This window comes from Mycobacterium sp. NGS57, assembly GCF_059812405.1.
The window spans coordinates 1-20,853 of the sequence record NZ_JCALCP010000012.1 but is presented as its reverse complement, the minus strand read 5'-3'; the positions used below and the strand labels follow the sequence as shown (position 1 = coordinate 20,853).

Annotated in this window: 18 protein-coding genes and 1 pseudogene; 10 read left to right on the top strand and 9 right to left on the bottom strand. The window is 67.5% G+C overall.

Annotated features, from left to right (window positions below; all coding sequences use genetic code 11):
• Nucleotides 1-5 precede the first annotated feature (5 nt).
• Nucleotides 6-1,169: an ADP-forming succinate--CoA ligase subunit beta gene (gene sucC, locus AC5Y43_RS21235; RefSeq protein WP_499975719.1), complete on the bottom strand. Its 1,164-nt coding sequence runs from the start codon at nucleotides 1,167-1,169 to the stop codon at nucleotides 6-8.
• Between the two features lie 241 nt (nucleotides 1,170-1,410).
• Here sucC and AC5Y43_RS21230 point away from each other — a divergent pair, with 241 nt between their 5' ends.
• Both AC5Y43_RS21230 and AC5Y43_RS21225 read left to right on the top strand, forming a co-directional pair.
• On the top strand, nucleotides 1,411-2,499 hold the full coding sequence (locus tag AC5Y43_RS21230) for a M23 family metallopeptidase (RefSeq protein WP_499975716.1): 1,089 nt from the start codon (nucleotides 1,411-1,413) through the stop codon (nucleotides 2,497-2,499).
• A gap of 1 nt (nucleotide 2,500) precedes the next feature.
• The gene (locus AC5Y43_RS21225; protein ID WP_499975714.1) at nucleotides 2,501-3,076 is read left to right on the top strand and encodes a hypothetical protein; all 576 of its coding nucleotides are present in this window, start codon (nucleotides 2,501-2,503) and stop codon (nucleotides 3,074-3,076) included.
• Between the two features lie 11 nt (nucleotides 3,077-3,087).
• Here AC5Y43_RS21225 and pcrA read toward each other — a convergent pair whose 3' ends face one another.
• On the bottom strand, nucleotides 3,088-5,523 hold the full coding sequence (pcrA, locus tag AC5Y43_RS21220; protein ID WP_499975713.1) for a DNA helicase PcrA: 2,436 nt from the start codon (nucleotides 5,521-5,523) through the stop codon (nucleotides 3,088-3,090).
• Between the two features lie 133 nt (nucleotides 5,524-5,656).
• On the opposite strand from pcrA, the gene ric reads away from it, so the two are divergent.
• Nucleotides 5,657-6,334, top strand: a complete 678-nt coding sequence (gene ric, locus AC5Y43_RS21215) for an iron-sulfur cluster repair di-iron protein (protein ID WP_499975711.1) — start codon at nucleotides 5,657-5,659, stop codon at nucleotides 6,332-6,334.
• A gap of 78 nt (nucleotides 6,335-6,412) precedes the next feature.
• Here ric and AC5Y43_RS21210 read toward each other — a convergent pair whose 3' ends face one another.
• Nucleotides 6,413-8,431 (bottom strand): PPE family protein, encoded by a 2,019-nt coding sequence (locus AC5Y43_RS21210; protein ID WP_499975708.1) that lies wholly within the window; start codon nucleotides 8,429-8,431, stop codon nucleotides 6,413-6,415.
• Nucleotides 8,432-8,824: 393 nt separating this feature from the next.
• Here AC5Y43_RS21210 and AC5Y43_RS21205 point away from each other — a divergent pair, with 393 nt between their 5' ends.
• Both AC5Y43_RS21205 and pgi read left to right on the top strand, forming a co-directional pair.
• Complete coding sequence (locus AC5Y43_RS21205; protein WP_499975705.1) at nucleotides 8,825-9,142, top strand: chorismate mutase; 318 nt, start codon at nucleotides 8,825-8,827, stop codon at nucleotides 9,140-9,142.
• An 85-nt stretch (nucleotides 9,143-9,227) separates the two neighbouring features.
• A complete protein-coding gene (pgi, locus tag AC5Y43_RS21200; protein ID WP_499975703.1) occupies nucleotides 9,228-10,892 on the top strand; it encodes a glucose-6-phosphate isomerase in 1,665 nt (554 codons plus the stop codon).
• Here pgi and AC5Y43_RS21195 read toward each other — a convergent pair.
• Nucleotides 10,889-11,458, bottom strand: coding sequence for a TetR/AcrR family transcriptional regulator (locus AC5Y43_RS21195; protein WP_499975902.1), 570 nt, complete (start codon nucleotides 11,456-11,458; stop codon nucleotides 10,889-10,891). The genes pgi and AC5Y43_RS21195 overlap by 4 nt on opposite strands.
• A 92-nt stretch (nucleotides 11,459-11,550) precedes the next feature.
• On the opposite strand from AC5Y43_RS21195, the gene AC5Y43_RS21190 reads away from it, so the two are divergent.
• Nucleotides 11,551-12,870, top strand: coding sequence for an oxygenase MpaB family protein (locus tag AC5Y43_RS21190; RefSeq protein ID WP_499975702.1), 1,320 nt, complete (start codon nucleotides 11,551-11,553; stop codon nucleotides 12,868-12,870).
• Between the two features lie 206 nt (nucleotides 12,871-13,076).
• Here the strand turns inward: AC5Y43_RS21190 and AC5Y43_RS21185 are convergent, their stop codons facing one another.
• The 4 genes and pseudogenes from AC5Y43_RS21185 to cobF all read right to left on the bottom strand — a co-directional run bounded on the left by AC5Y43_RS21185 (nucleotide 13,077) and on the right by cobF (nucleotide 15,541).
• A complete protein-coding gene (locus AC5Y43_RS21185; protein ID WP_499975700.1) occupies nucleotides 13,077-13,826 on the bottom strand; it encodes an SDR family oxidoreductase in 750 nt (249 codons plus the stop codon).
• A gap of 41 nt (nucleotides 13,827-13,867) precedes the next feature.
• Complete coding sequence (locus AC5Y43_RS21180; protein WP_499975898.1) at nucleotides 13,868-14,338, bottom strand: zinc finger domain-containing protein; 471 nt, start codon at nucleotides 14,336-14,338, stop codon at nucleotides 13,868-13,870.
• A gap of 150 nt (nucleotides 14,339-14,488) precedes the next feature.
• A pseudogene (locus AC5Y43_RS21175) lies at nucleotides 14,489-14,731 on the bottom strand (DNA-formamidopyrimidine glycosylase family protein); the annotation flags it as partial.
• A gap of 63 nt (nucleotides 14,732-14,794) precedes the next feature.
• Complete coding sequence (cobF, locus tag AC5Y43_RS21170) at nucleotides 14,795-15,541, bottom strand: precorrin-6A synthase (deacetylating) (RefSeq protein WP_499975699.1); 747 nt, start codon at nucleotides 15,539-15,541, stop codon at nucleotides 14,795-14,797.
• A gap of 119 nt (nucleotides 15,542-15,660) precedes the next feature.
• Between cobF and AC5Y43_RS21165 the strand changes: the two genes are divergently transcribed.
• The 4 genes from AC5Y43_RS21165 to AC5Y43_RS21150 all read left to right on the top strand — a co-directional run bounded on the left by AC5Y43_RS21165 (nucleotide 15,661) and on the right by AC5Y43_RS21150 (nucleotide 19,863).
• Nucleotides 15,661-16,569: an AurF N-oxygenase family protein gene (locus AC5Y43_RS21165; RefSeq protein WP_499975697.1), complete on the top strand. Its 909-nt coding sequence runs from the start codon at nucleotides 15,661-15,663 to the stop codon at nucleotides 16,567-16,569.
• Nucleotides 16,566-17,801 carry a DUF4873 domain-containing protein gene (locus AC5Y43_RS21160; protein WP_499975696.1) on the top strand — a complete coding sequence of 412 codons (1,236 nt, stop codon included), beginning with the start codon at nucleotides 16,566-16,568 and terminating at the stop codon, nucleotides 17,799-17,801. Before AC5Y43_RS21165 ends, AC5Y43_RS21160 begins: the two co-directional genes overlap by 4 nt.
• A 322-nt stretch (nucleotides 17,802-18,123) precedes the next feature.
• Nucleotides 18,124-18,897: an STAS domain-containing protein gene (locus AC5Y43_RS21155; RefSeq protein ID WP_499975694.1), complete on the top strand. Its 774-nt coding sequence runs from the start codon at nucleotides 18,124-18,126 to the stop codon at nucleotides 18,895-18,897.
• A 96-nt stretch (nucleotides 18,898-18,993) separates the two neighbouring features.
• A complete protein-coding gene (locus AC5Y43_RS21150; RefSeq protein WP_499975693.1) occupies nucleotides 18,994-19,863 on the top strand; it encodes an LLM class flavin-dependent oxidoreductase in 870 nt (289 codons plus the stop codon).
• 10 nt (nucleotides 19,864-19,873) lie between these two features.
• Here the strand turns inward: AC5Y43_RS21150 and AC5Y43_RS21145 are convergent, their stop codons facing one another.
• Nucleotides 19,874-20,671: an enoyl-CoA hydratase/isomerase family protein gene (locus AC5Y43_RS21145; protein ID WP_499975896.1), complete on the bottom strand. Its 798-nt coding sequence runs from the start codon at nucleotides 20,669-20,671 to the stop codon at nucleotides 19,874-19,876.
• Nucleotides 20,672-20,853: the final 182 nt, after the last annotated feature.

Genomic DNA, 20,853 nt, shown 5'->3' with positions numbered 1-20,853 from the left:
CTTTCTCAGGCGCTGGCCAGCTCGGCGGCCTTGTCGGCGGCCTCGTCCATCGTCGCCACCATCGTCACCAACGGGTGGCTGGCGTCGGTCAGGATGCGACGGCCTTCTTCGACGTTGTTGCCGTCGAGCCGAACCACCAATGGCTTATTGGCTTCGGCGCCAAGGATTTCCAGCGCCTTGACGATGCCGGTGGCCACCGCGTCGCACGCCGTGATCCCGCCGAAGACGTTGACGAACACGCTCTTGACCTGCTCGTCGCCCAGGACCACGTCCAGGCCGGCGGCCATCACCTCCGCGGAGGCGCCGCCGCCGATGTCGAGGAAGTTGGCCGGCTTGACGCCCCCGTGCTTCTCGCCGGCGTAGGCGACGACGTCGAGGGTCGACATCACCAGGCCCGCGCCGTTGCCGATGATGCCGACCTGGCCGTCCAGCTTGACGTAGTTGAGGTCGTTCTCCTTGGCCTTGAGCTCCAGCGGGTCGGTGGCGTCGCGGTCCTCGAACTCGGCGTGCTCGGGGTGGCGGAAGTCGGCGTTCGCGTCGAGGGTGACCTTGCCGTCCAGCGCCAAAATCCGGTCGTCCGGGGTGCGCACCAGGGGGTTGACCTCCACCAGCGTCGCGTCCTCGGCGACGAAAAGCTCCCACAGCTTCGAGATCGTGACGGCCGCGGCGTCGAGCACCTCGGCGGGCAGATGACCCTGCTCGGCGATCGAACGCGCGGTCGCCACATCGACACCCGTGACGGCGCTCACGGGGACCTTGGCCAGCCGGTCGGGCTTGGTGGCGGCCACCTCCTCGATCTCCATGCCGCCCTCGACGGAGCACATCGCCAGGTAGGTGCGGTTGGCGCGGTCGAGCAGGAAGGAGATGTAGTACTCCTCGGCGATGTCGCTGGCCTCGGCGACCAGCAGCTTCTTCACGACGTGGCCCTTGATGTCCAGGCCGAGGATGTTCTGGGCGTGCTGATAGGCGTCGTCGGGCGTCTCCGCGTATTTGACGCCGCCCGCTTTGCCGCGGCCCCCGATCTTCACCTGCGCCTTGACCATCACCGGGCGGCCGATCTCCTCGGCCACGGCGCGAGCGCCCTCCGCGGTGTCCGTGACGCGACCGGGCGTGCTCGGTACGTTGTGCTTGGCGAACAACTCTTTTGCTTGATACTCGAAAAGGTCCATGTGCTCACTGTCTTCGCTCGGCGTGCTGCGGGGCCTCTGGCACTTTATCCACCCGCCGACCGGCTGCTACCGTCGCGTCCACCGATGTGGCAGAGCTCACGGCATACCACCACGCCTCGAAAGTGATGCGAATCACAATATTAGTTGGGTTCTCGGTCCACGGTTGCCAGCCCCGTCGGTTAGCGGCTACCTTTCCTAGGGTCCAGATAACGTTATGGTCACGATACGAGGACATTTCAGCTTGTCGCAGCATCGTTTGACTCGTTCTTCTCCCGTATCGGGCGTGGTCAGGGTAGGTCGCGCAGCGGGCGGCCGGTGGGCGGAGCCCCACCGCAATGAAGTCACCGAAATTCTCCCGCTCGACGGGTTCGACTTCGACGACTTGGAATTCCTCGACGAGCCCGGCGAACTCGACGACCTCGACTTCAGCAACGACTCGACGTTCGACAACGAAGCGCAGGTGCTGCTCGCTCCCGAACTCGACGACCTGCACGACGTCGACGACCTGGCCCCGCTGCGGCTGGCACCAGCCGTAGCGGCCGCAGTGCGGCCCGCGACGACCGAACCCGCCGACCGTCCCAACCACTCGGACATCACCGACGTCATCCCCGCGATACGGCGCGGCGGCCAACACCGCAAACAGCCCACCAGCGCGGCCCGGGGCCGGCTGCTGATTTCGGCGATGGCCGCGGGCGCGGCGGCCGCCGCGGCCCACACGGCGACCAGCCACGCCGACGCCCCCAAAACGGAGGCCGTGCTGGCCGCCAACGCGTCGGCGCTCGCCGGCGGGCCGGGCGCGAACACGATCCGCGGCGCTCAGGTGGTGGCGGCCCAGCCCTCGGCGAACGCGGCGGTGCACAACGCCGAACTCGCCCGGGGTGTGGCCTTCGCCAACGATCGCGCCCAGCGCGAGGCACGGTTGCAGCAGCCCCTCTATGTCATGCCGACGAAGGGGATCTTCACGTCCAACTTCGGCTACCGGTGGGGCGTGCTGCACGCCGGGATCGACCTGGCCAACTCGATCGGAACGCCGATCGTCGCGGTGTCCGACGGTGTCGTGATCGACGCCGGGCCGGCCGCCGGTTACGGGATGCTGGTCAAGCTCCGTCACGCCGATGGCACGGTCACCCTCTACGGCCACGTCAACACGACGATGGTCAGCGTCGGCCAGCGCGTGATGGCCGGTGACCAGATCGCCACCATGGGCAACCGCGGCAACTCCACCGGACCGCACCTGCACTTCGAGGTGCTTCAGGGCGGCACCGAAAGGATCGACCCGCTCCCATGGCTTGCTAAGCGGGGTCTCAGCGTCGGCAACTACGCTGGCTGAGGTGACTTCGCCGAAGGATCCGCCCGCTGCTGCGCCGTCCCCCGAGACCGCCGCGGGGCCCTCGGAATCGCACACGCGGATCATCCGGCGGGCACCGACCGGGCCGATGCCCGTCGTGCCGGAGTCCCCGACCACACAGATCCCGCCCCAGCCGTCTCCCTATCCGGGCGCGGGCCGGCACGCAGGTGTTGCGGGCCTGGGCGGCCACGAGCCGGACGGCCGCACCGTCGTCGCCGCCTGCGCCGCCGGCATCGTCAGCGGATGGGCCACGTCGGTGGTGGCCACCGACCTGATCGCCGGCTGGTGGCGAACCGATCGGCTGTTCTGCATCGCGGTCGCGTTTCTCGCCTTGGTGTTTGCGGTCACCACCATCTCGGGCGTCATCACGTTGCTGCAGCACCGCGACGTCGGGCGCTATCTCATTCTGGCCGGCGCGGTGGTCGCGGTACTGACTTACCTCGGTGTCTTCATCGCCGGAGCCCGGGTCGCATGGATCGTGCATGCGCTTCCCGTGCTGCCGATCGCCACGGCGGTGCTGGTGCTGCTGCCGCAGACCAAGCGCTGGCTCGACGCGTAGCCCTCGGCGGGCTAGAGCTTGCTGATCGGCGCGTGGTTGTGCATCAGCTTCACCCTGCCCGAGCTGCCGAAGTCGATCAGCGACATGGCCGATTCGCCGACGCCGGAGACCTCCTCGACGCGGCCGAGTCCGTATTTGTCGTGGGTCACCCGATCTCCTGGTTCCAGCACCAGCAGCGGGCGCTTGCCCGCCGACCGGGCCGGCGCCGGACGCGGGGTGCCGAACCGGCCCGCACCGCTAACCGGCGCGCTGAACGACGGTGCGGGTGCGCTGCGCCGCCAATCGATGAGCTCCTGCGGAATCTCGCGCAGGAACCGCGATTCCGGATTGAGCATCGGCTGTCCCCACGACGACCGGACGATGGCTCGGCTCAGATACAGCCGCTGCCGGGCCCGGGTGATACCGACGTAGGCCAGCCGCCGCTCCTCCGACAGTTCGGTGGGGTCGTCCAGCGAGCGCATGTGGGGGAACATCCCGTCCTCCCAGCCGGTCACGAACACGACAGGGAACTCCAGGCCCTTAGCGGTGTGCAGCGTCATCATGGTCACCATGCCCGCGCCGTCCTCGGGAATCTCGTCGCTGTCGGAAACCAGCGAAACCCGTTCCAAGAACTCCGCCAGCACACCGGTATCCGGCACGTCTTCATCATCGGGGGCCTGCAATGACTCACCGAGCGCATCCGCGTTCGCCCGGTCGATGCTGAATTCGTGTGCGACGCTGACGAGTTCGTTGAGATTGTCCAGCCGCGCCAACTCCTGCGGATCGGTGGAAGACTCCAGCTCCCTGCGGTACCCGGTCCGTTCGAGCACCAACTCGACCAGGTCGCCGAGATCGTCGTCCAGGCGGCCGCGCAGCTCGTCCAGCAGCTCGACGAAACCCGAGATCGCCTTCTCCGCGCGGGAATTCAGCATCGGCACCTTGCCCTCGGCCGCGGCCACGAGCGCGTCGGCGAAGCTCGCTCCGGTGTTCTCGGCGTACACCGCCACACAGGCCTCGGCACGATCACCGATGCCGCGGCGCGGCGTGTTGAGGATGCGCCGCATGCTGACGGCGTCACCGGGGTTGTCCAGCACCCGCAGATAGGCGACGATGTCGCGGATCTCCTTGCGCTCGTAAAAACGCACTCCCCCAACGACTTTGTAGGGAATCCCGGCACGGATGAAGACCTCTTCGAACGACCGTGACGAGTTGTTGGTGCGGTAGAACACCGCGACGTCGTTGTAGGTGATCTCGCCGTTCTCGGCGAGCGCGTCGATCTCCTCGGCGACGAATCTCGCCTCGTCGTGCTCGTTGTCGGCGACGTAGCCGACGATCAACTCGCCCGCGCCCTCGGCGGTCCACAGTCGTTTGTCGCGGCGCCCGGAATTGCGGGCGATCACCGAGTTGGCCGCCGACAGGATGTTCTGCGTCGACCGGTAATTCTGTTCCAGCAAAATGGTCGTCGCGTCCGGATAGTCGCGTTCGAAGTCCTCGATGTTGCGGATGGTGGCGCCGCGGAACGCATAGATCGACTGGTCGGCGTCGCCGACCACGCACAACTCGGCCGGCGGCACCTCATCGGATGACTCGCCGCCTGCGCCGGGCTGATTCGGCGGTCCCAGCTTCACCTCGCCTCCGCCGGCCCCCGGGCCAGCTCCGGCGGGCCTCGCTGAACCACCGCGGCCGGCCAATTCCCGCACCAGCACGTACTGCGCGTGGTTGGTGTCCTGGTATTCGTCGACCAGCACATGCCGGAAGCGCCGCCGGTAGTGCTGGGCGATCTGCGGGAAGGCCTGCAGCACCGCGACGGTTTCCCCGATCAGGTCGTCGAAGTCCAGCGCGTTGGCCGCCCGCAGCCGCCGCTGGTATTCGCCGTAGACGCTCGCCACCGTGCGGGACAGCTCGCCGGAATCGTCGGTCAGGTCCGACACCGCCTGATGCGCGTCGATCAGCTCGTTCTTCAGGTTGGAGATGGCGTTGGCCAGCAGCCGCGGCGAGTAGCGCTTGATGTCCAGCCCCATGTCGCGGCCGATCATCTGCAGCAGGCGCCGCGAATCGTCGGCGTCATAAATCGAGAAGTTGGAGTTGAGCCCGTCGATCAGCGACGCCTGGTTGCGCAGGATGCGCACACAGGTGGAGTGGAACGTCGACACCCACATGGCGCGCGCCCGGGGGCCCACCAGCCGCACCACGCGTTCACGCATCTCCGCGGCGGCCTTATTGGTGAAGGTGATGGCCAAGACCTGTCCGACGCCGACGCCCCGGGCGGCGATCAGGTACGCGATGCGCCGGGTCAGCACCGCCGTCTTACCCGAGCCCGCGCCCGCCACGATCAGCAGCGGTGAACCCTCGTGCACCACCGCCTGGCGCTGTTGTGGGTTGAGGTCGTCGAGCAGCCCCCGGCTGGCTGAGGACGCGTCAGGGACAGGAAACGCGCTCGTCACAGCGTCGGTCAGGTATCGGGTCATGACGCTCCTAACCTACCGCCGGACGGTGACATCCGGTGCAACCCTCGCCTTGCCGCCCGGCCCCGAAATAAATACGAGCGAGGGTGTATTAATTACACTGCGACCTGTCTCACCCACCCACAAGGAGATTGCGATGGCCACCTACAGCTCCGAGACCATTCTCGGCGATGTCATCACCGCCGACCCTTCGCGCACCCGAATATTGGACCGGTTCGGCATCGACTATTGCTGCCATGGCCAACGCCCGATCGGGGCGGCGTGCAGCGAGGCGCAGATCGACGTCGACGAGGTTCTCACCGCATTGAACGGCGAGGACCCCGGGCCGCGGGCCGACTGGGCGGACATGGCCGACGCGGCACTGATCGAGCACATCGTGGACACGCACCACCGGTTCCTGTGGGACGAATTCCCGCGGATGTGGGCGCTGGTCGACAAGGTGGCCCGGGTGCATGGAGACAACCACCCCGAACTCGAGCAGCTCCGAGATGCGTTCGGCGAACTGCGCCAAAAAGTCGAGACTCATCTGCGCACCGAGGAGAGCACGATCTTCCCCGGGCTGCGCACCCGCGGTGACGCCGCAGTCGCCGGTGAACTGCGCGCCGCGCTGGAGCAGAACATGAAGGAACACGACGTCGCCGGTGAATTGCTGGCAGAGCTGCGGGAGCTCACCAGCGGCTACGCAGTCCCCTCAGACGCCTGTGGGTCGTACACGGCGATGTTGGCCGGTCTGCAAGAGATCGAATCCGACCTGCACCTGCATGTGCATAAGGAAAACAACGTCCTGTTCAGGCGGGTGCTTGCCACCGTGTGATCCCGCCGGAACCGGGTCTGGCGGGAGCGCCTCACGCGTTCGCGCATCTCCGCGGCGGCATTGTTGGTGGAGGTCGGACTAGTTGCTGAAACCCGACTGCCGATCGCCCGTGTTGTTGGCGCCCGAGTTATGCGTGCCCGAGTTCTGGTAACCGGAGTTGCCGGTGCCCGAGTTGCCGACGCCCGAGTTGTCGGTGCCGGAGTTGAAGAAGCCCGCGTTCCCGGCGGGACCGGTGTTTGCGTAGCCGATGTTGAGGTTGCCCTTGTTCGAGATGCCCACGTCGTTGGTTCCGCTGTTGTAGAAGCCGGTGTTGTTGTTGCTGGTGTTGAAGAAGCCGGTGTCGTGCTGGCCCACGTTGCCGTAGCCCTCGTCGTTGGACCCGGTGTTGTTGAATCCCGAGTTCGCGTTGCCGTTGTTGTTGAAGCCCGAGTTTCCGGTGCCGGTGTTGCCGAAGCCCGAGTTCGCCGCGCCGGTGTTGGTCGCACTGCCGAAGCCGGTGTTGACGTTCCCCGCGTTCCCGGCGCCGGTGTTGGTGTTGCCGGAGTTCCAGAAGCCCGTATTCGTGGCGCCCGCGTTGCCGAAGCCGGTGTTGTGCAGGCCCGAGTTGCCCCAGCCCACGTTGCCGGCGCCGGCGTTCCCGAAGCCGACGTCTCCGTTGCCCGCATTGAAGGCCCCCATCGACAGGGCCCCGGAATTGGCGAAGCCGAAGTCGTCGTGTCCGCCGTTCCAGAAGCCGACGTCGCCCACGCCGGAGTTTCCGAAGCCGACGTCGGTGCCGGCTGAGTTCCAGAAGCCGGTGTCCAGGCTTCCCGAGTTCCACAGGCCCGTGTTGGTGCTGCCGGAATTGGCGACGCCGGTGTTGAAGTTGCCCGAGTTTCCGATGCCCCAGTTTCCGTTGCCGGAGTTGAAGAAGCCGACGTTGTTGTTGCCCGAGTTGAAGAGCCCGATGTTGCCGGTGCCGCCGTTCAGTCCATTGAGGTTGATGCCGAACTGGTTGTCGCCGGTGAGCCCGATGCCGAAGTCGTTGTTGCCGGTGTTGCCGAAGCCGATGTCGAAGTTGCCGCGGTTTCCGGCGCCGATGTTGCCGTTGCCCAAATTGCCCATCCCGACGTTGGAGTTGCCGGTGTTGCCGCTGCCGAGATTGCCGACGCCGGTGTTGCCGAAGCCGTAGTTGGTGGTGCCGGTATTTCCACTGCCCACATTGTTACTGCCGGTATTGCCGCTACCCAGGTTGGCCGTGCCGCTGTTTCCGCCACCCACATTGGAGCTGCCGAAGTTTCCGCTGCCGATATTCGCATTACCGTGGTTTCCGCTGCCCAGGTTGGAGTTGCCGATATTTCCGCTGCCCAGGTTGAAGCTCCCGATGTTTCCGCTGCCGCCGTTGAGGATGGCGGGCTGGCTCGACGAGGGTCCCTGGTTTCCGGTGCCCACGTTGAGATTGCCGATGTTCCCGCCGCCCAGGTTGGCGTTGCCGGTGTTGCCGCTGCCCATGTTCACGCTGCCCTTGTTGCCGTCGCCCGCGTTGGCGGCGCCGATGTTGCCGACGGGCGAGAGTTGGCCGAGGACGGCGGGCAGGGTCTGCAGCGCCTGCTCCAACGGGGTCAGGGCCGCGGCGGCTTCGGCCGCCCCGGCGTGATAGCCGACCATTGCGGCGACGTCCTGCGCCCACATCTGCTCGTATTCGCATTCGGCGGCCGCGATCGCAGGTGCGTTCTGCCCGAACAGGTTCGACACGACCAGCTGAACAAACTGGTTGCGGTTGACGCTCACGGTGAGCGGGTGCACCGTCGCCGCCAGCGCCGACTCGAACGCGCCCGCGACCGCCCGGGCCTGCCCGGCCGCGTCCGATGCCCGCGTCGCCGCCGCGGCCAGCCAACTCGAATACGGGCTCGCCGCGGCCATCATCGCCACCGAAGCCGGACCCTGCCACGCCTCGCCCGTCAGGCCCGATGTCACCGCGGAAAACGACGACGCCGCCGAGTTCAGCTCGGCGGCCAGGCCGTCCCAGGCCGCCGCGGCAGTCAGCATGGGACCAGACCCCGCCCCGCTGAACATCAGCAACGAATTCAGTTCAGGTGGAAACACGAGAAAATTCATTTCACAGCCCTTCCCTAAGCGCCCGAATCGCTTGCAGCCTACGGTTATCGCGACTGAATCTCGCGCATTTGGCGGCCATCAATTTCCGGTGGACTGAATTCAGCCAAGAAAAGCGCCACGCCCGCGGCCTCCCGGAGCGATACCGCTCGCGCCGATAATGACGGCGTTGCGGAGCGTTTCTTTGCGCGGCCCCCGCCGTTGGTGGCAGACTTCGGTGGGTGCTCACCAAGCAGCGCCATCGGCAGCTCTCGACCAGCGACTGGCCCCGGGAGTGGATTGGCCGATTTTTCTACGGGTACCGGCCAGCGGTGCCCGTGGCCTAGCTGCTTTCGCAGAGCCCCGTGGTCCGCTTCCGGATTCGGGGCTCGTCTCTTTTGTGAGGCCCGATAACGGATGAGACCAGAACCCCCACATCACGAGAACGCGGAGTTAGCCGACATGAACATCGAGACGGTCGAGTCCCCAGAGACTACCGACATTGACCAGTTGCGCCAGGAGATCGACCGGTTGGACGCCGAGATCCTTGCCGCGGTGAAGCGGCGCGCCCAGGTTTCCCAGGCGATCGGCAAGGTGCGCATGGCCTCCGGCGGCACCCGGCTGGTGCACAGCCGCGAGATGAAGGTCATCGAACGCTACAGCGAGCTCGGCCCCGAGGGTAAGGATCTCGCGATGCTGCTGTTGCGGCTGGGCAGGGGCCGGCTCGGCCACTAGAGCGGGACGTCATCAGCGCTCACTCCCCCAGCTTCGCGGAGGTACCCCCAGCGCCGCGCTCGCGACCGTCACTACTGTCGAAAACATGACCTCCCTGCAAACCATCCCTGACATCACCGCCACCCCGGCGTGGGACGCCCTGCGCAGGCATCACGAACAAATCGGCAACACCCATCTCCGCCGGTTCTTCGACGACGATCCCGATCGTGGTCGCGAACTCACCGTGACGGTCGGTGACCTCTACGTGGACTACAGCAAGCACCGCGTCACCCGGGAGACGTTGCGGCTGCTCGTCGACCTGGCGCGGACGGCGAACCTCGAAGAGCGCCGCGACCAGATGTTCTCCGGTGTGCACATCAACACCTCGGAGGACCGTGCCGTGCTGCACACCGCGCTGCGGCTGCCGCGGGACGCCGAGTTGGTGGTCGACGGCCAAAACGTCGTCGAGGACGTGCACGCCGTGCTCGACAGGATGGGCGAGTTCACCGACCGGCTGCGCAGCGGCGAGTGGACCGGGGCGACCGGGAAACGGATCAGCACCGTCGTCAACATCGGCATCGGCGGGTCGGACCTGGGCCCGGTGATGGTCTACCAGGCGCTGCGCCACTACGCCGACGCGGGGATCTCGGCGCGCTTCGTCTCCAACGTCGACCCCGCCGACCTGATCGCCACGCTGGCCGACTTGGACCCCGCCACAACGCTCTTCATCGTCGCGTCGAAGACCTTCTCGACGCTCGAGACGCTGACCAACGCGACCGCCGCGCGCCGCTGGGTGACCGAGGCGCTGGGAGATTCGGCGGTAGCCAAGCATTTCGTGGCGGTTTCCACCAACAAACGCCTCGTCGACGAGTTCGGCATCAACACCGACAACATGTTCGGGTTCTGGGATTGGGTCGGGGGGCGTTATTCGGTCGACTCGGCGATCGGGCTGTCGTTGATGGCGGCCATCGGCCGGGAAGCCTTCGCCGATTTCTTGTCCGGATTCCACCTCGTCGACGAGCACTTCCGCACCGCCCCGCTGGAGTCGAACGCGCCTGCGCTGCTTGGCCTGATCGGGCTGTGGTACTCCAATTTCTTCGATGCGCAGTCCCGCGCGGTGCTGCCGTACTCGAACGACCTGGCCCGGTTTGCGGCCTATCTGCAGCAGCTGACCATGGAATCCAACGGGAAGTCGACGCGCGCCGACGGCACGCCGGTCACCACCGACACCGGCGAAATCTTTTGGGGCGAACCGGGAACCAACGGCCAGCACGCGTTCTATCAACTACTGCACCAGGGCACCCGGCTGGTGCCGGCCGACTTCATCGGCTTCAGCCAGCCCATCGACGACCTCCCCACCGCCGAAGGCACCGGCAGCATGCACGATTTGCTGATGAGCAACTTCTTCGCGCAGACCCAGGTGCTGGCGTTCGGCAAAACCGCCGAGGAGATCGCCGCCGAGGGCACGCCCGCCGACATCGTGCCGCACAAGGTGATGCCGGGTAACCGGCCGTCGACGTCGATCCTGGCCGACCGGCTCACCCCATCGGTGCTGGGCCAGCTGATCGCGCTGTACGAGCACCAGGTCTTCACCGAGGGCGTGGTCTGGGGCATCGACTCGTTCGACCAGTGGGGGGTCGAGCTGGGCAAGACGCAGGCCAAGGCGCTGCTACCGGTGCTCACCGCCGACGACGCACCCGCGGCGCGGTCGGACAGCTCGACCGACGCGCTGGTGCGTCGCTACCGCGCCGAACGAGGCCGCACGGGTTAGGGCGTGACGAGCTCGGACCCGAAGCGCCGCACAAAGGTTCGCAGGCGCTCCACGGTCGCGGTCTGTGGATCGCCGAGGTGCAGCTGCAGCAGCTCGCGGCCGGCGGCGTGCAGGATCCGCGCGGTGTATTCCGGTTCGTGCAGGGCGGGATTGGCGCGCAGCAGTTCCCGCACGAAGAACTCGAGCACGACCTCCTGAGATTGCGCCAGGCGGGCATACAACTCCGGCGGCGCGCCCTGCGGCGGGAACAGGAACAGCCGCCAGGTTGCCGGGTAGGCGTCGACGGCGGCCAGCACCCCGTCGAACGCCACCACCAGCGACTGGTCCTCGGCGACGGCATCCAGCCCGGAGATGGCCTCGGCGAATTGCGCGCCGGCCCGCGCCGCCTCCCGGTCGATCAGCGCGACGAACAGCCCCGCCGGGTCGCCGAAGAGCTGATAGATCAGCGACCTGTTGATGCCGGCCTGGCGCGCGATGCGGTTCGGCGTCGCGGCGTGAAATCCCTCGGCGTCGACGATCGCTTGGGTGACGTCGAGGATCTGCTCGCGCCGCCCCTCGGCGGTCATGCGCCGCTTCGGTTGGGCCGCGCTCATGCTTGACAGCATAACTAACAACTTGTGAGTATTACTCACTAAGTGTGAGTTAGCGGGAGGTTGTGATGGTCACGTACTACCCCGAGCTGGCGCGGCGCGTCCGAAGCCAACGCGAGCTGCAGCCCGACCTCTACGGCGACTTCGACTTCGACCGGCAGCCGGACCGGCTGGCCACCGAGTCCGACGTCGAGTCCGCCCTGCCCGCCTGGATCGCCGACCGCGCGCCGATCCTGGAAGACGACCGCGTCATGGAGCTGATCAGCACGGCCACCCTGCTCGGCGACGTCGTCGCCGATCCCTATGCGGCGCTGATGAATTCGTACAGCGTCGCCCACCTCATCGAGATGCTCAAGACCGCCTGCCGCGAAGGGGTCGACGCGGTCCCCGACGCTCCTCCCGAACTCGCCTCGTTCATCGCCGCCATGGAGGCAGCCCCGGAGTGGATCGACTTCGACTTGGTCCGCGAGGGCGCGCGCCAAGAGCGCATCCCCGCGGCGCTGCTGGCCCCGTTCATCACACGCGGAGCGTTCATCGCAACCTTCACCAACACCTACGCCGCGCTGCCGATGGCCCTGACCGGCGCGCTGTCGGGCAAGCGCGCCGCCCGGCGAGTCAACGAGACGGCGAGCTTCTTCGCCGTCACCACCCTGCCCGGCGCGCTGGACCGGTACGGACCCGGCTTCGAGGCTGCCGCCATGGTCCGGCTGATGCACTCGATGGTCCGCTACAACGCCCTGAAGAAATCCGACAAATGGGATGTCGCCGTCTACGGCATGCCGGTGCCGCAGGTCGACCAGATGCCCGCCGGCATGATCGGCCAGTACCTGTTGGCCCGCAAGGCGCGTCAGGAGGGCCGCACGAAATTCACCAAACAGGAACGCGCCGCCGTCGAATTCGCCAGGTACCGCTGCTTTCTGCTGGGCCTGCCGCCCGAACTGCTGCCCTCGGAGCCCGCGGACATCATGCACGTCATGCACGCGCGTTCGGCGCTGCTGCGCGACGGGTTTGACGACATCTGCCGCGAACTCGTCAGCGGCACGATGGCCGCCTACCTGCGGCCCGGCACCAGCCTGTTCGACCGCTGCGCCGAGGCGGTCGAAAAGAGCTTTTCCAAGCTCACTTTCGTCCGCACGTTCTGCAACGGTGACCGCGAGGTCGCCGACGCGATGGGCGTCTCGCTGGACCCGACGGACCTCCTGCGCGTCGCCCTGACGGCGCCGTTCATCATCGGGCGTTTCACCGCCGTCCAGCAGGCCAGCCGCATCCCGGTGCTCCGGGAGATCACCGACGCGTACGTCATCGGGCTCCTCAAGCTTCGACTGGCGACCTACGGCAAACCCGAATTCACCACCGACGCAGCGCATTACACGCCGGCCCCGGTCTAACCGCCTCGCGCGGGTTCCCCCCCGCTCGCGCGGGTTCCCCCCCGCTCGCGAGGGGCCGCAAATGCACGCGTTCACACGGCGTGTCGCGTACAAACACGCACCCTCGCGGGAAGGGGACCTCGCGGGAAGGGGACCTCGCGGGAAGGGGACCTCGCGGGAAGGGGACCTCGCGGGAAGGGGACCCCCCGCGGGAAGGGCGCGAGAAGCTAGGCGAAGCGCTTGGTCAGCGGAGGTGGCAACACCCGCAACAGTTGCACCAGCGGCGCCCACGGCCACCGCGGCACCACCGCGCGCCCGGGCTCGCGCTCGATCGCGTCGACGAGCGCCTTGACGCCGGTTTCGTTGTCCACCATCAACATTGTGCTCGACGACTTCGCCGTCATCTCCGACTCGATGTAACCGGGTTCGATCGCGGTCACCTTGATGGGGCCGCGCGAGTATTCGGCGCGCAGCGATTCACCCAAGGAGGTCAGCCCGGCTTTGCTTGCGCAGTACGCGGCTTTGACTCCGGGCACACCCTTGTTGCCCAGCACCGAGGAGATGAGCACAAGATGGCCCGAACCACTCTTGGTGAACATCTCCAACGCGGTTTCGATCTGCACCAGCGCCGACACCAGGTTGGTCTCGATCGTCGCCTTGTTCGCCCAGAGCTTTCCGGAGCCCAGCTTCGCGCCCTTGCCGATGCCGGCGTTGACCACGACGCGGTCGATGCCACCGAGCTCGTCGCTGATGTCGGCGAAGACCTTCGGAACCTGCTCGTGGTCATTGACATCCAGCGCCGCGACCGCGATCTTGATGCCCGGATACTGTTGCGCCAGTTCGGCTTTCAGCTCGTCGAGCCGGTCGGTGCGACGCGCGCAGAGCCCCAGGTCACGGCCCTTGGCGGCGAACGAGCGCGCCATCCCGGCGCCCAGGCCGGAACTGGCGCCGGTGATGAGGATCTTCTGGCGAGTCACCCGGGCAGCATATCGACAGGTGTCAAGTCGCGTCCCGGCGACTACTTGAGCAGCCGCGACAGGCGCCGGTCGGCGAGTACCTTGCCCCCGGTCTGGCACGTCGGGCAGTACTGAAATGACTTGTCCGCGAACGACACTTCACGCACCGTGTCCCCGCATACCGGGCACGGCAGCCCGGTGCGGGCATGCACGCGTAGCCCGGAGCGCTTCTCCCCTTTGAGCATTGCGGCCCCCTGGCCGACCGAGCGGCTCACCGCGTCGGTGAGCACCGAGATCATCGCGTCGTGAAGGGTGGTCAGCTGTTCCTCGGACAGCTTGGCCGCGGTGGCGAACGGCGAAATCTTCGCGACGTGCAGGATTTCGTCGCTGTAGGCGTTGCCGATGCCGGCGATCACCTTCTGGTCGGTGATCACGGTCTTGATCCGGCCGGTGTTGCCGGCCAGTACCCCGGCCAGGTCGGCGGGGCTGAGCTCCAGCGCGTCGGGGCCCAGAGCGGCGATGCCGGGCACCAGCTTGGGGTCGTCGACGAGCCACACCGCCAGCCGCTTCTGCGTGCCGGCCTCGGTGAGGTCGAAGCCGGGGGCCACGCCGGGGGTGCCGAGGTGCACGCGCAACGCGATGGGTCCCTTGCCGGGACGCAGCGGCGCGGCGGCGAGCTTGTCGGACCACCGCAACCAGCCGGCGCGCGAGAGGTGGGCGATCAAGAACAGCCCCCCGGCGCGCAGGCCGAGGTATTTGCCCCATCGCTCGGCGTTCTCGACGGTCTGGCCGTACAGGGCGGTGGTCGGCGGGTCGAAGGTTTTCAGCACGGAGAACGCGGCTACGTCGACGCGGCCGACGGTCCGGCCCACCGCGTGGCGCCGCAGGTGGTCGACCAGCGCTTCGATCTCCGGGAGTTCGGGCACCTGTTCAGTCTGCCGATCGCGTTGCCGGGGTGTCCATGTGCCCCACCCTCGTTTACGGATGGGCTATGAATCCCCCGGCGCCCGCAACAGATAGGTGTCCATGATCCAACCGTGCCGGGCGCGGGCTTCGGCGCGCAGCGCCGCGATGCGGGCGCCGACATCGCCGACGGTGCCCGCCACCAGCAGCTCGTCGTCCGTGCCGAGATAGGCGCCCCACCAGATCGCGGTCTCGGGCGGGCACGCTTGAAACGAGCACTCGGCGTCGAGCATGACGACCGCCGAGCCGGCCAGCCCGTGCGCGCGCAGCTGCCGGCCGGTGGTGATCAGCACGGGTTCGCCCACCTCATTGAGCGGGATGCGGTGTCGCGCCGTCAGCGCCTGCACCGCGGTGACGCCCGGGATGACATCGAAGGTGAACTCCACCCGCGCCGCCACCGCCTCGAGGATGCGCAGCGTGCTGTCGTAGAGCGACGGGTCGCCCCAGGCCAGGAAGGCGCCCACGCCGTCGGCACCGAGCTCGGCCGCGATGGCGTCCGCCCAGATGGCCGCGCGGCCCGCATGCCACTCCGACACCGCCTCCCGATAGTCAGTGCCAGAGCGTTTGGGGTCGGGCAACTCGACGAAGCGGTATCCGGGCTCGCGGATGAACCGGGCACAGATCTGCCGGCGCAACGCCACCAGGTCGCTTTTGGCCTCCCCCTTGTCCATAGCGAAGAAGACGTGGGTGTCGTTGAGCGCCTCGATCGCCTGGACGGTCAGGTAGCGGGGGTCCCCGGCACCGATGCCGATGACGTGGATGTGCCGGCTCACGTGGGTCAACCTAATTGAAACCGCAAACATCTAGCCCAAGACCTCAGGTACCCAGTACCATGGGTACTGCGTACCTGTTGCGTTCTGCCATAGTCGGAAGCACCGAAGGGGCACCAGCGATGACCACCACTGCGATGAAGCCAAACGGGCCAAGTCGTGAGGAGTTCTCGGACCGCCTGCTGAAGGGCTCGGTCAAAAAGTCCTACGAGCCCGTCGTCGACATCGACTGGGACGCGCCGCTGGACCCGGACAAGTTCTATCTGCCGGCGAAGCTGGTCTCGTTGTACGGCACGCCGATGTGGGACGAGATGACCCGCGAGCAACAGATCGAGCTGTCCCGCCAGGAATTGGTCAACACGCTGTCGGCCGGAATCTGGTTCGAGAACATCCTCAACCAGTCGCTGCTGCGCACCATCCTGCACAAGGACCCCACCAGCCGCTCGACGCATTACAAACTGACCGAGCTGGGCGACGAGACCCGCCACATGGTCATGTTCGGCAAGGCCATCGAACGCATCGGCGCAAAGCCGGTGCGCCCGCGACGGTTTCACCGGTGGATCATCAACGCGCTGCCGCTGGCGTTCCAGCGCGGCTCGATGCTGTGGGTGGCCGCGCTCATCGGTGAAGAAATCTTCGATTCGCTGCAACGGCAGATGATGGACGACCCCGAGTTGCAGCCGATCATCCAGCGGCTCATGCGGATTCACGTCACCGAAGAGGCCCGCCACATTCAGTTCGCCCGCGACGGGGCACGCAAACGCGCCGCGGAGATGCCACGGCTCAACCGCTGGTTCATGGCCAACATCAACGGCCTGGGCGGCTACTTCTTCAACTACCTGTTCTCCAACCCGATCCCCTATGCGCGCGCGGGCCTGGATGCCAAGCGGGCACGAAAGATCGCGCGCACCAGCGCCCACCGCTACGAGACGCAGATCGCCGGATTCGCCCCGCTGGCAGGGTTTTTGACCGAAGTGGGCCTGCTGGGCCCGATCGCGCGCCGCGGCTGGAAGCGCAGCAGGTTTCTGTGACCCGGGCGCCCGAGCCCTGCCATCGCGCAGTCGTCATCGGCGCGGGCGCCGACGGCCAAACCGCTCGGGCCGCGCTGCGCAGCGTCCCCGGCGTCGCGATGCTCGACACGGCGCACGGCCGCGAGGTCCGCAGTTCACGCTTCGACGACGACACCGACAGCTGGCTGCTGACGACGACCGCGGGCGAAACGATGCGGGCGCGCGTCGTCGTCGCCGCCTACCGACCGGTGCAAACCCCGTGGCTACCGCACATCGCCGGGCGCGACGCCTTCTCGGGTGAGTCCTTCCACGCGGCGCAGTGGCCGCCCGGTTTCGACCCGGCGGGCGAGCGGGTCGCGGTCGTCGGCGCCGACGCCACCGCCGGTCATCACCTGCCGGCGCTGCTCGAGTCCGCGGCTTCGGTGACGGTCTTCGCGCACGCACCGCGCCGGCTCGTCGACGAGCTGCCGTTGCCCGCCACCCGCGCGCGGCGCTGGCTGGGCCGGCGCATCCGCCCGGGCGCCCACGGGCGGCCGCGGGCGGCGCTGGTGGGATCGGCGATCACCGCCATCGGCCCGTCGGGAATCCGCACCGCCGACGGGGTAGAGCACGGCGCCGACGCCATCGTCTACGGCACCGGGTTCGCCATCGCCGATGAGGTCCCGGACGACACGCTGATCGGCGCCGGCGGAGTGACCGCCCGACAGGCCTGGCGCGACGGCATGGAGCCCTACTTCGGGGTCGCCCTGCACGGCTTCCCCAACTACTTCTTCGTCGGCGGACCCGACACCGGCGCCCAGGCCCACTACGTCGCCGCGTGCGTGGAGTTGATGGAGCGCAGCGACAGCACCCGCATCGAAGTGCGCCGCAGCAGCCACCGGGTGTTCAACGAGCGCGTCTACGTGAGACCCGCGCAGCCCCAACCGGTCGCCAAGGCCTTCGACGTGTCATCCGCCACGCCCGGGGACGACACGACCTACGAGGGCTCGGCGACGCTGACCGTTGCCGGCGCCGAGCATCCCGTGCGCGTCCGGCTCGCCGGCCGGCTGGACCCGATCGACGGCCGTTACCACTGGCAGGGCACGGTGTTCGGGTCCGCGGCGCAACCGCTGCCCGACGACACGCTCGCCCAGGCGCGGACCGCGACGCTGACCGTCGGCGAGCGCAGCGCGCCCGCGCGCATCGTCGAACGGACGCCGTGGGGCACGCACACCGTGTCCGGGGTCGGGGCTCCGCCGTACACGCTGAGCTGACCCCCGGCTTGCCGCGCACCGCGCCGCGCGCGGGTTTTCCGGCTGTCGCGGTTGGGTAACCGGGAGAGTCCGATTTTCTTCGCAATGGGGAGATTGGCCACGCGGGCGTAGCGGGCGACCGGCATTTCAGCGCCGACCCGCCTGCGCAGCGGCCAGTCGAGGAGCGGGGTATGGAAGTAGCGGCAGGCCGGATGACGCAGTCGCAACCTTTTTCTTCCAAGTTGGGAATGCCTGCGCCTACATTGCTAGGGAGACACGCGCGCTCGCATGCCTTTGGTCCTCGGGTCGCGGTCGGCGAGGATGGAGCCCTGACGCGAAAGGGGTGGCTGACGTGAGCGCGCTAGCCGAGTCGCCGAGCTCCCTGGCCGTTGCGGCGCGCACCGATCAGTCGGTCGTCGTCCTCACGGTCGAAGGCGTGCTCGACAGCAGCAGTTCCGCGGCGCTGCGCGACATCATCATGAAGGCCACTCTCGACGAGCCGTCCGCCGTGGTCGTCAACGTCTCCGGACTTCAGGCGCCCACGAAAGTCCCGTGGTCGAGCGTCCTCGGCGTGCGCTGGCAGGTTCACACCGGGCCCGACGTGCCGATCCTGCTGGTCTGCGCCGATCGCGCGGCCCGGGAGACCATCACCGACAGCGGGGTCACCCATTTCATGCCGGTGTACGCCACGGAGAAGTCGGCGCTCAAAGCGATCGACCGGCTCACCCGTCGCAACGTGCGCCACGGCGATGCCCAGTTGCCCGCCAACCTGACCAGCCTGCGCGAGTCGCGCCGCCTGGTCCGCGAGTGGCTGACCGAGTGGTCGCAGCCCGTGCTCATCCCGGTCGCGCTGGTAGTGGTCAACGTGTTTGTCGAGAACGTGCTGGAACACACGTCCAGCGTTCCTATGATGCGCGTCGAGACCGACGGCACGTCGGCGACCATCGCCGTGTCCGACGGCAGCAGCACACCCGCCGTGCAGTTGCCGGCGCCGGAGCAGGGCATCGACGTGTCCGGCCTGGCGATCGTCGACGCGTTGTCGCGCGCGTGGGGCAGCACCCCGACCTCGTCGGGCAAGACGGTCTGGGCCGTCATCGGGCCCGAGAACCAGCTTTAACCAGCCTCGGCGGTTGTCAGCGGGCCCCCGCGTGGGTAAAACTAGAACACGTTCTAATGTGATCGGGTTCGCCACGGCCCGAGGAAGAGAGATGACGTGCGGTTCAGCTTTGCGGAGTCACTGACCGACCCTTCGTATTACATCCCGCTGGCCAAGGCGGCCGACGAGGCCGGCTACCACAGCATGACGATCGCCGACAGCCTCGCCTACCCGTTCGAGTCCGACTCCACATACCCGTACACGCCCGACGGCGGGCGCGAATTCCTGGACGGCAAGGAGATCATCGAGGCCTTCGTGCTGGCGTCGGCGCTGGGTGCGGTGACGACGAACTTGCGGTTCAACTTCTTCGTCCTCAAGATGACCGTCCGGCACCCGGCGCTGACGGCCAAGCAGGCGGGCTCGCTGGCCGCCCTGACCGGCAACCGGCTGGGACTCGGCGTCGGCACCAGCCCGTGGCGCGAGGACTACGAGTTGATGGGTATCCCGTTCGCCAAGCGCGGCAAGCGGATCGACGAATGCATCGAAATCGTCAAGGGCCTCACCACCGGCGAGTACTTCGAGTTCCACGGCGAGTTCTACGACATCCCCAAGACCAAGATGAGCCCCGCTCCCACCCAACCGATTCCGATTTTGGTCGGTGGCCATGCCGACGCCGCGCTGCGGCGCGCGGCGCGCCTGGACGGGTGGATGCACGGCGGGGGCAGCGACCCCGAGGAGCTCGACCGCCTGATCGCGAAGGTCAAGAAGTATCGCGAGGAAGACGGCAAGACCGGGCCGTTCGAGATCCACGTGATCTCGATGGACGCCTACACCGTCGACGGCATCAAGCGGCTCGAGGACAAGGGCGTCACCGACGTCATCGTGGGCTTCCGGTATCCCTACATCCAGGGACCCGACACCGAGCCGCTGGAGAAAAAGATCCGCAACATCGAACGGTTCGCGGAGAAAGTGATGTCGAAGGTCTAGCGGCGCTGCGTCACAGGGGATCCCAATTCGGTGCCCGTTTCTCCCGGTGCGCCATGGCCGCCTCGGTCGGATTGTTGGTGAAACCGCTGAGGATCTGGGTGCGGTTCTCCAGCTCGATGGCGTGCCGCAAGCTCGGCGCGTCCAGCGCCGCGTTGAGGCCGATTTTGGTCTGCCACACGCCATACGCGTTGTTCTCCGCAATCGAGCGGGCCAGCTCGAGCGCCGCGGTCATCAGCTCATCCGGCGCCACCACCTCGTGCACCAGCTTGATGCGATAGGCCTCCGCCGCGTCGATGATGCGGCCGGTCAGCATCAGCTCGCGCGCCACCCCCGCGCCGACGATCTTCGGCAGCAGGTAGCTGGTGCCCATGTCCATCGACGAGAAGCCGGCCTTGATGAACACCGATCCGAACCGCGCCCGGTCGGACGCGACGCGGATGTCGCTGACGAGCGTGAAGGCCAGCCCGCCGCCGACCGCGACGCCGTTGACCGCGGCTATCACCGGGATCGGCAGCTCGTAGATCCGGGTGAACAGCTCGGCCAGCCGCACCTGGGCGTCGTAGTTGACCTTGAACGCGGGGCTGCTCGGGTGGGGCCTGGTCCAGGGTTCGCCGGTGCCGCTCAGGTCGGCGCCGGCGCAGAATCCCCGGCCGGCGCCGGTCAGGATCGCGACCCGGTGCTCGCCCCGGCCGAGGGCGTCGAGGGCCTCGTCGACTCCGTCGATCAGCGATCCGTCGATCGCGTTGAGGCGCTCCGGCCGGTTGAGGGTGATGCGGGCGATGTTGTCGTCGACCGTTTCGAATTCCACTGACGCTTCCGGTTTGGGCATCCCCAAACCGTAGGCGATGCGGCCTACAGCGTCGGGGCCACCGCCACCATGGCCGCCGCGGCACGCGCGGCCGCCACCCGCAGCCCGCGGCCCGTCATCACCGACGAGTACGCCTGTTCCTAACGGCGAGAGTGCAACTACCGACACCCGCTCTCGGGAAA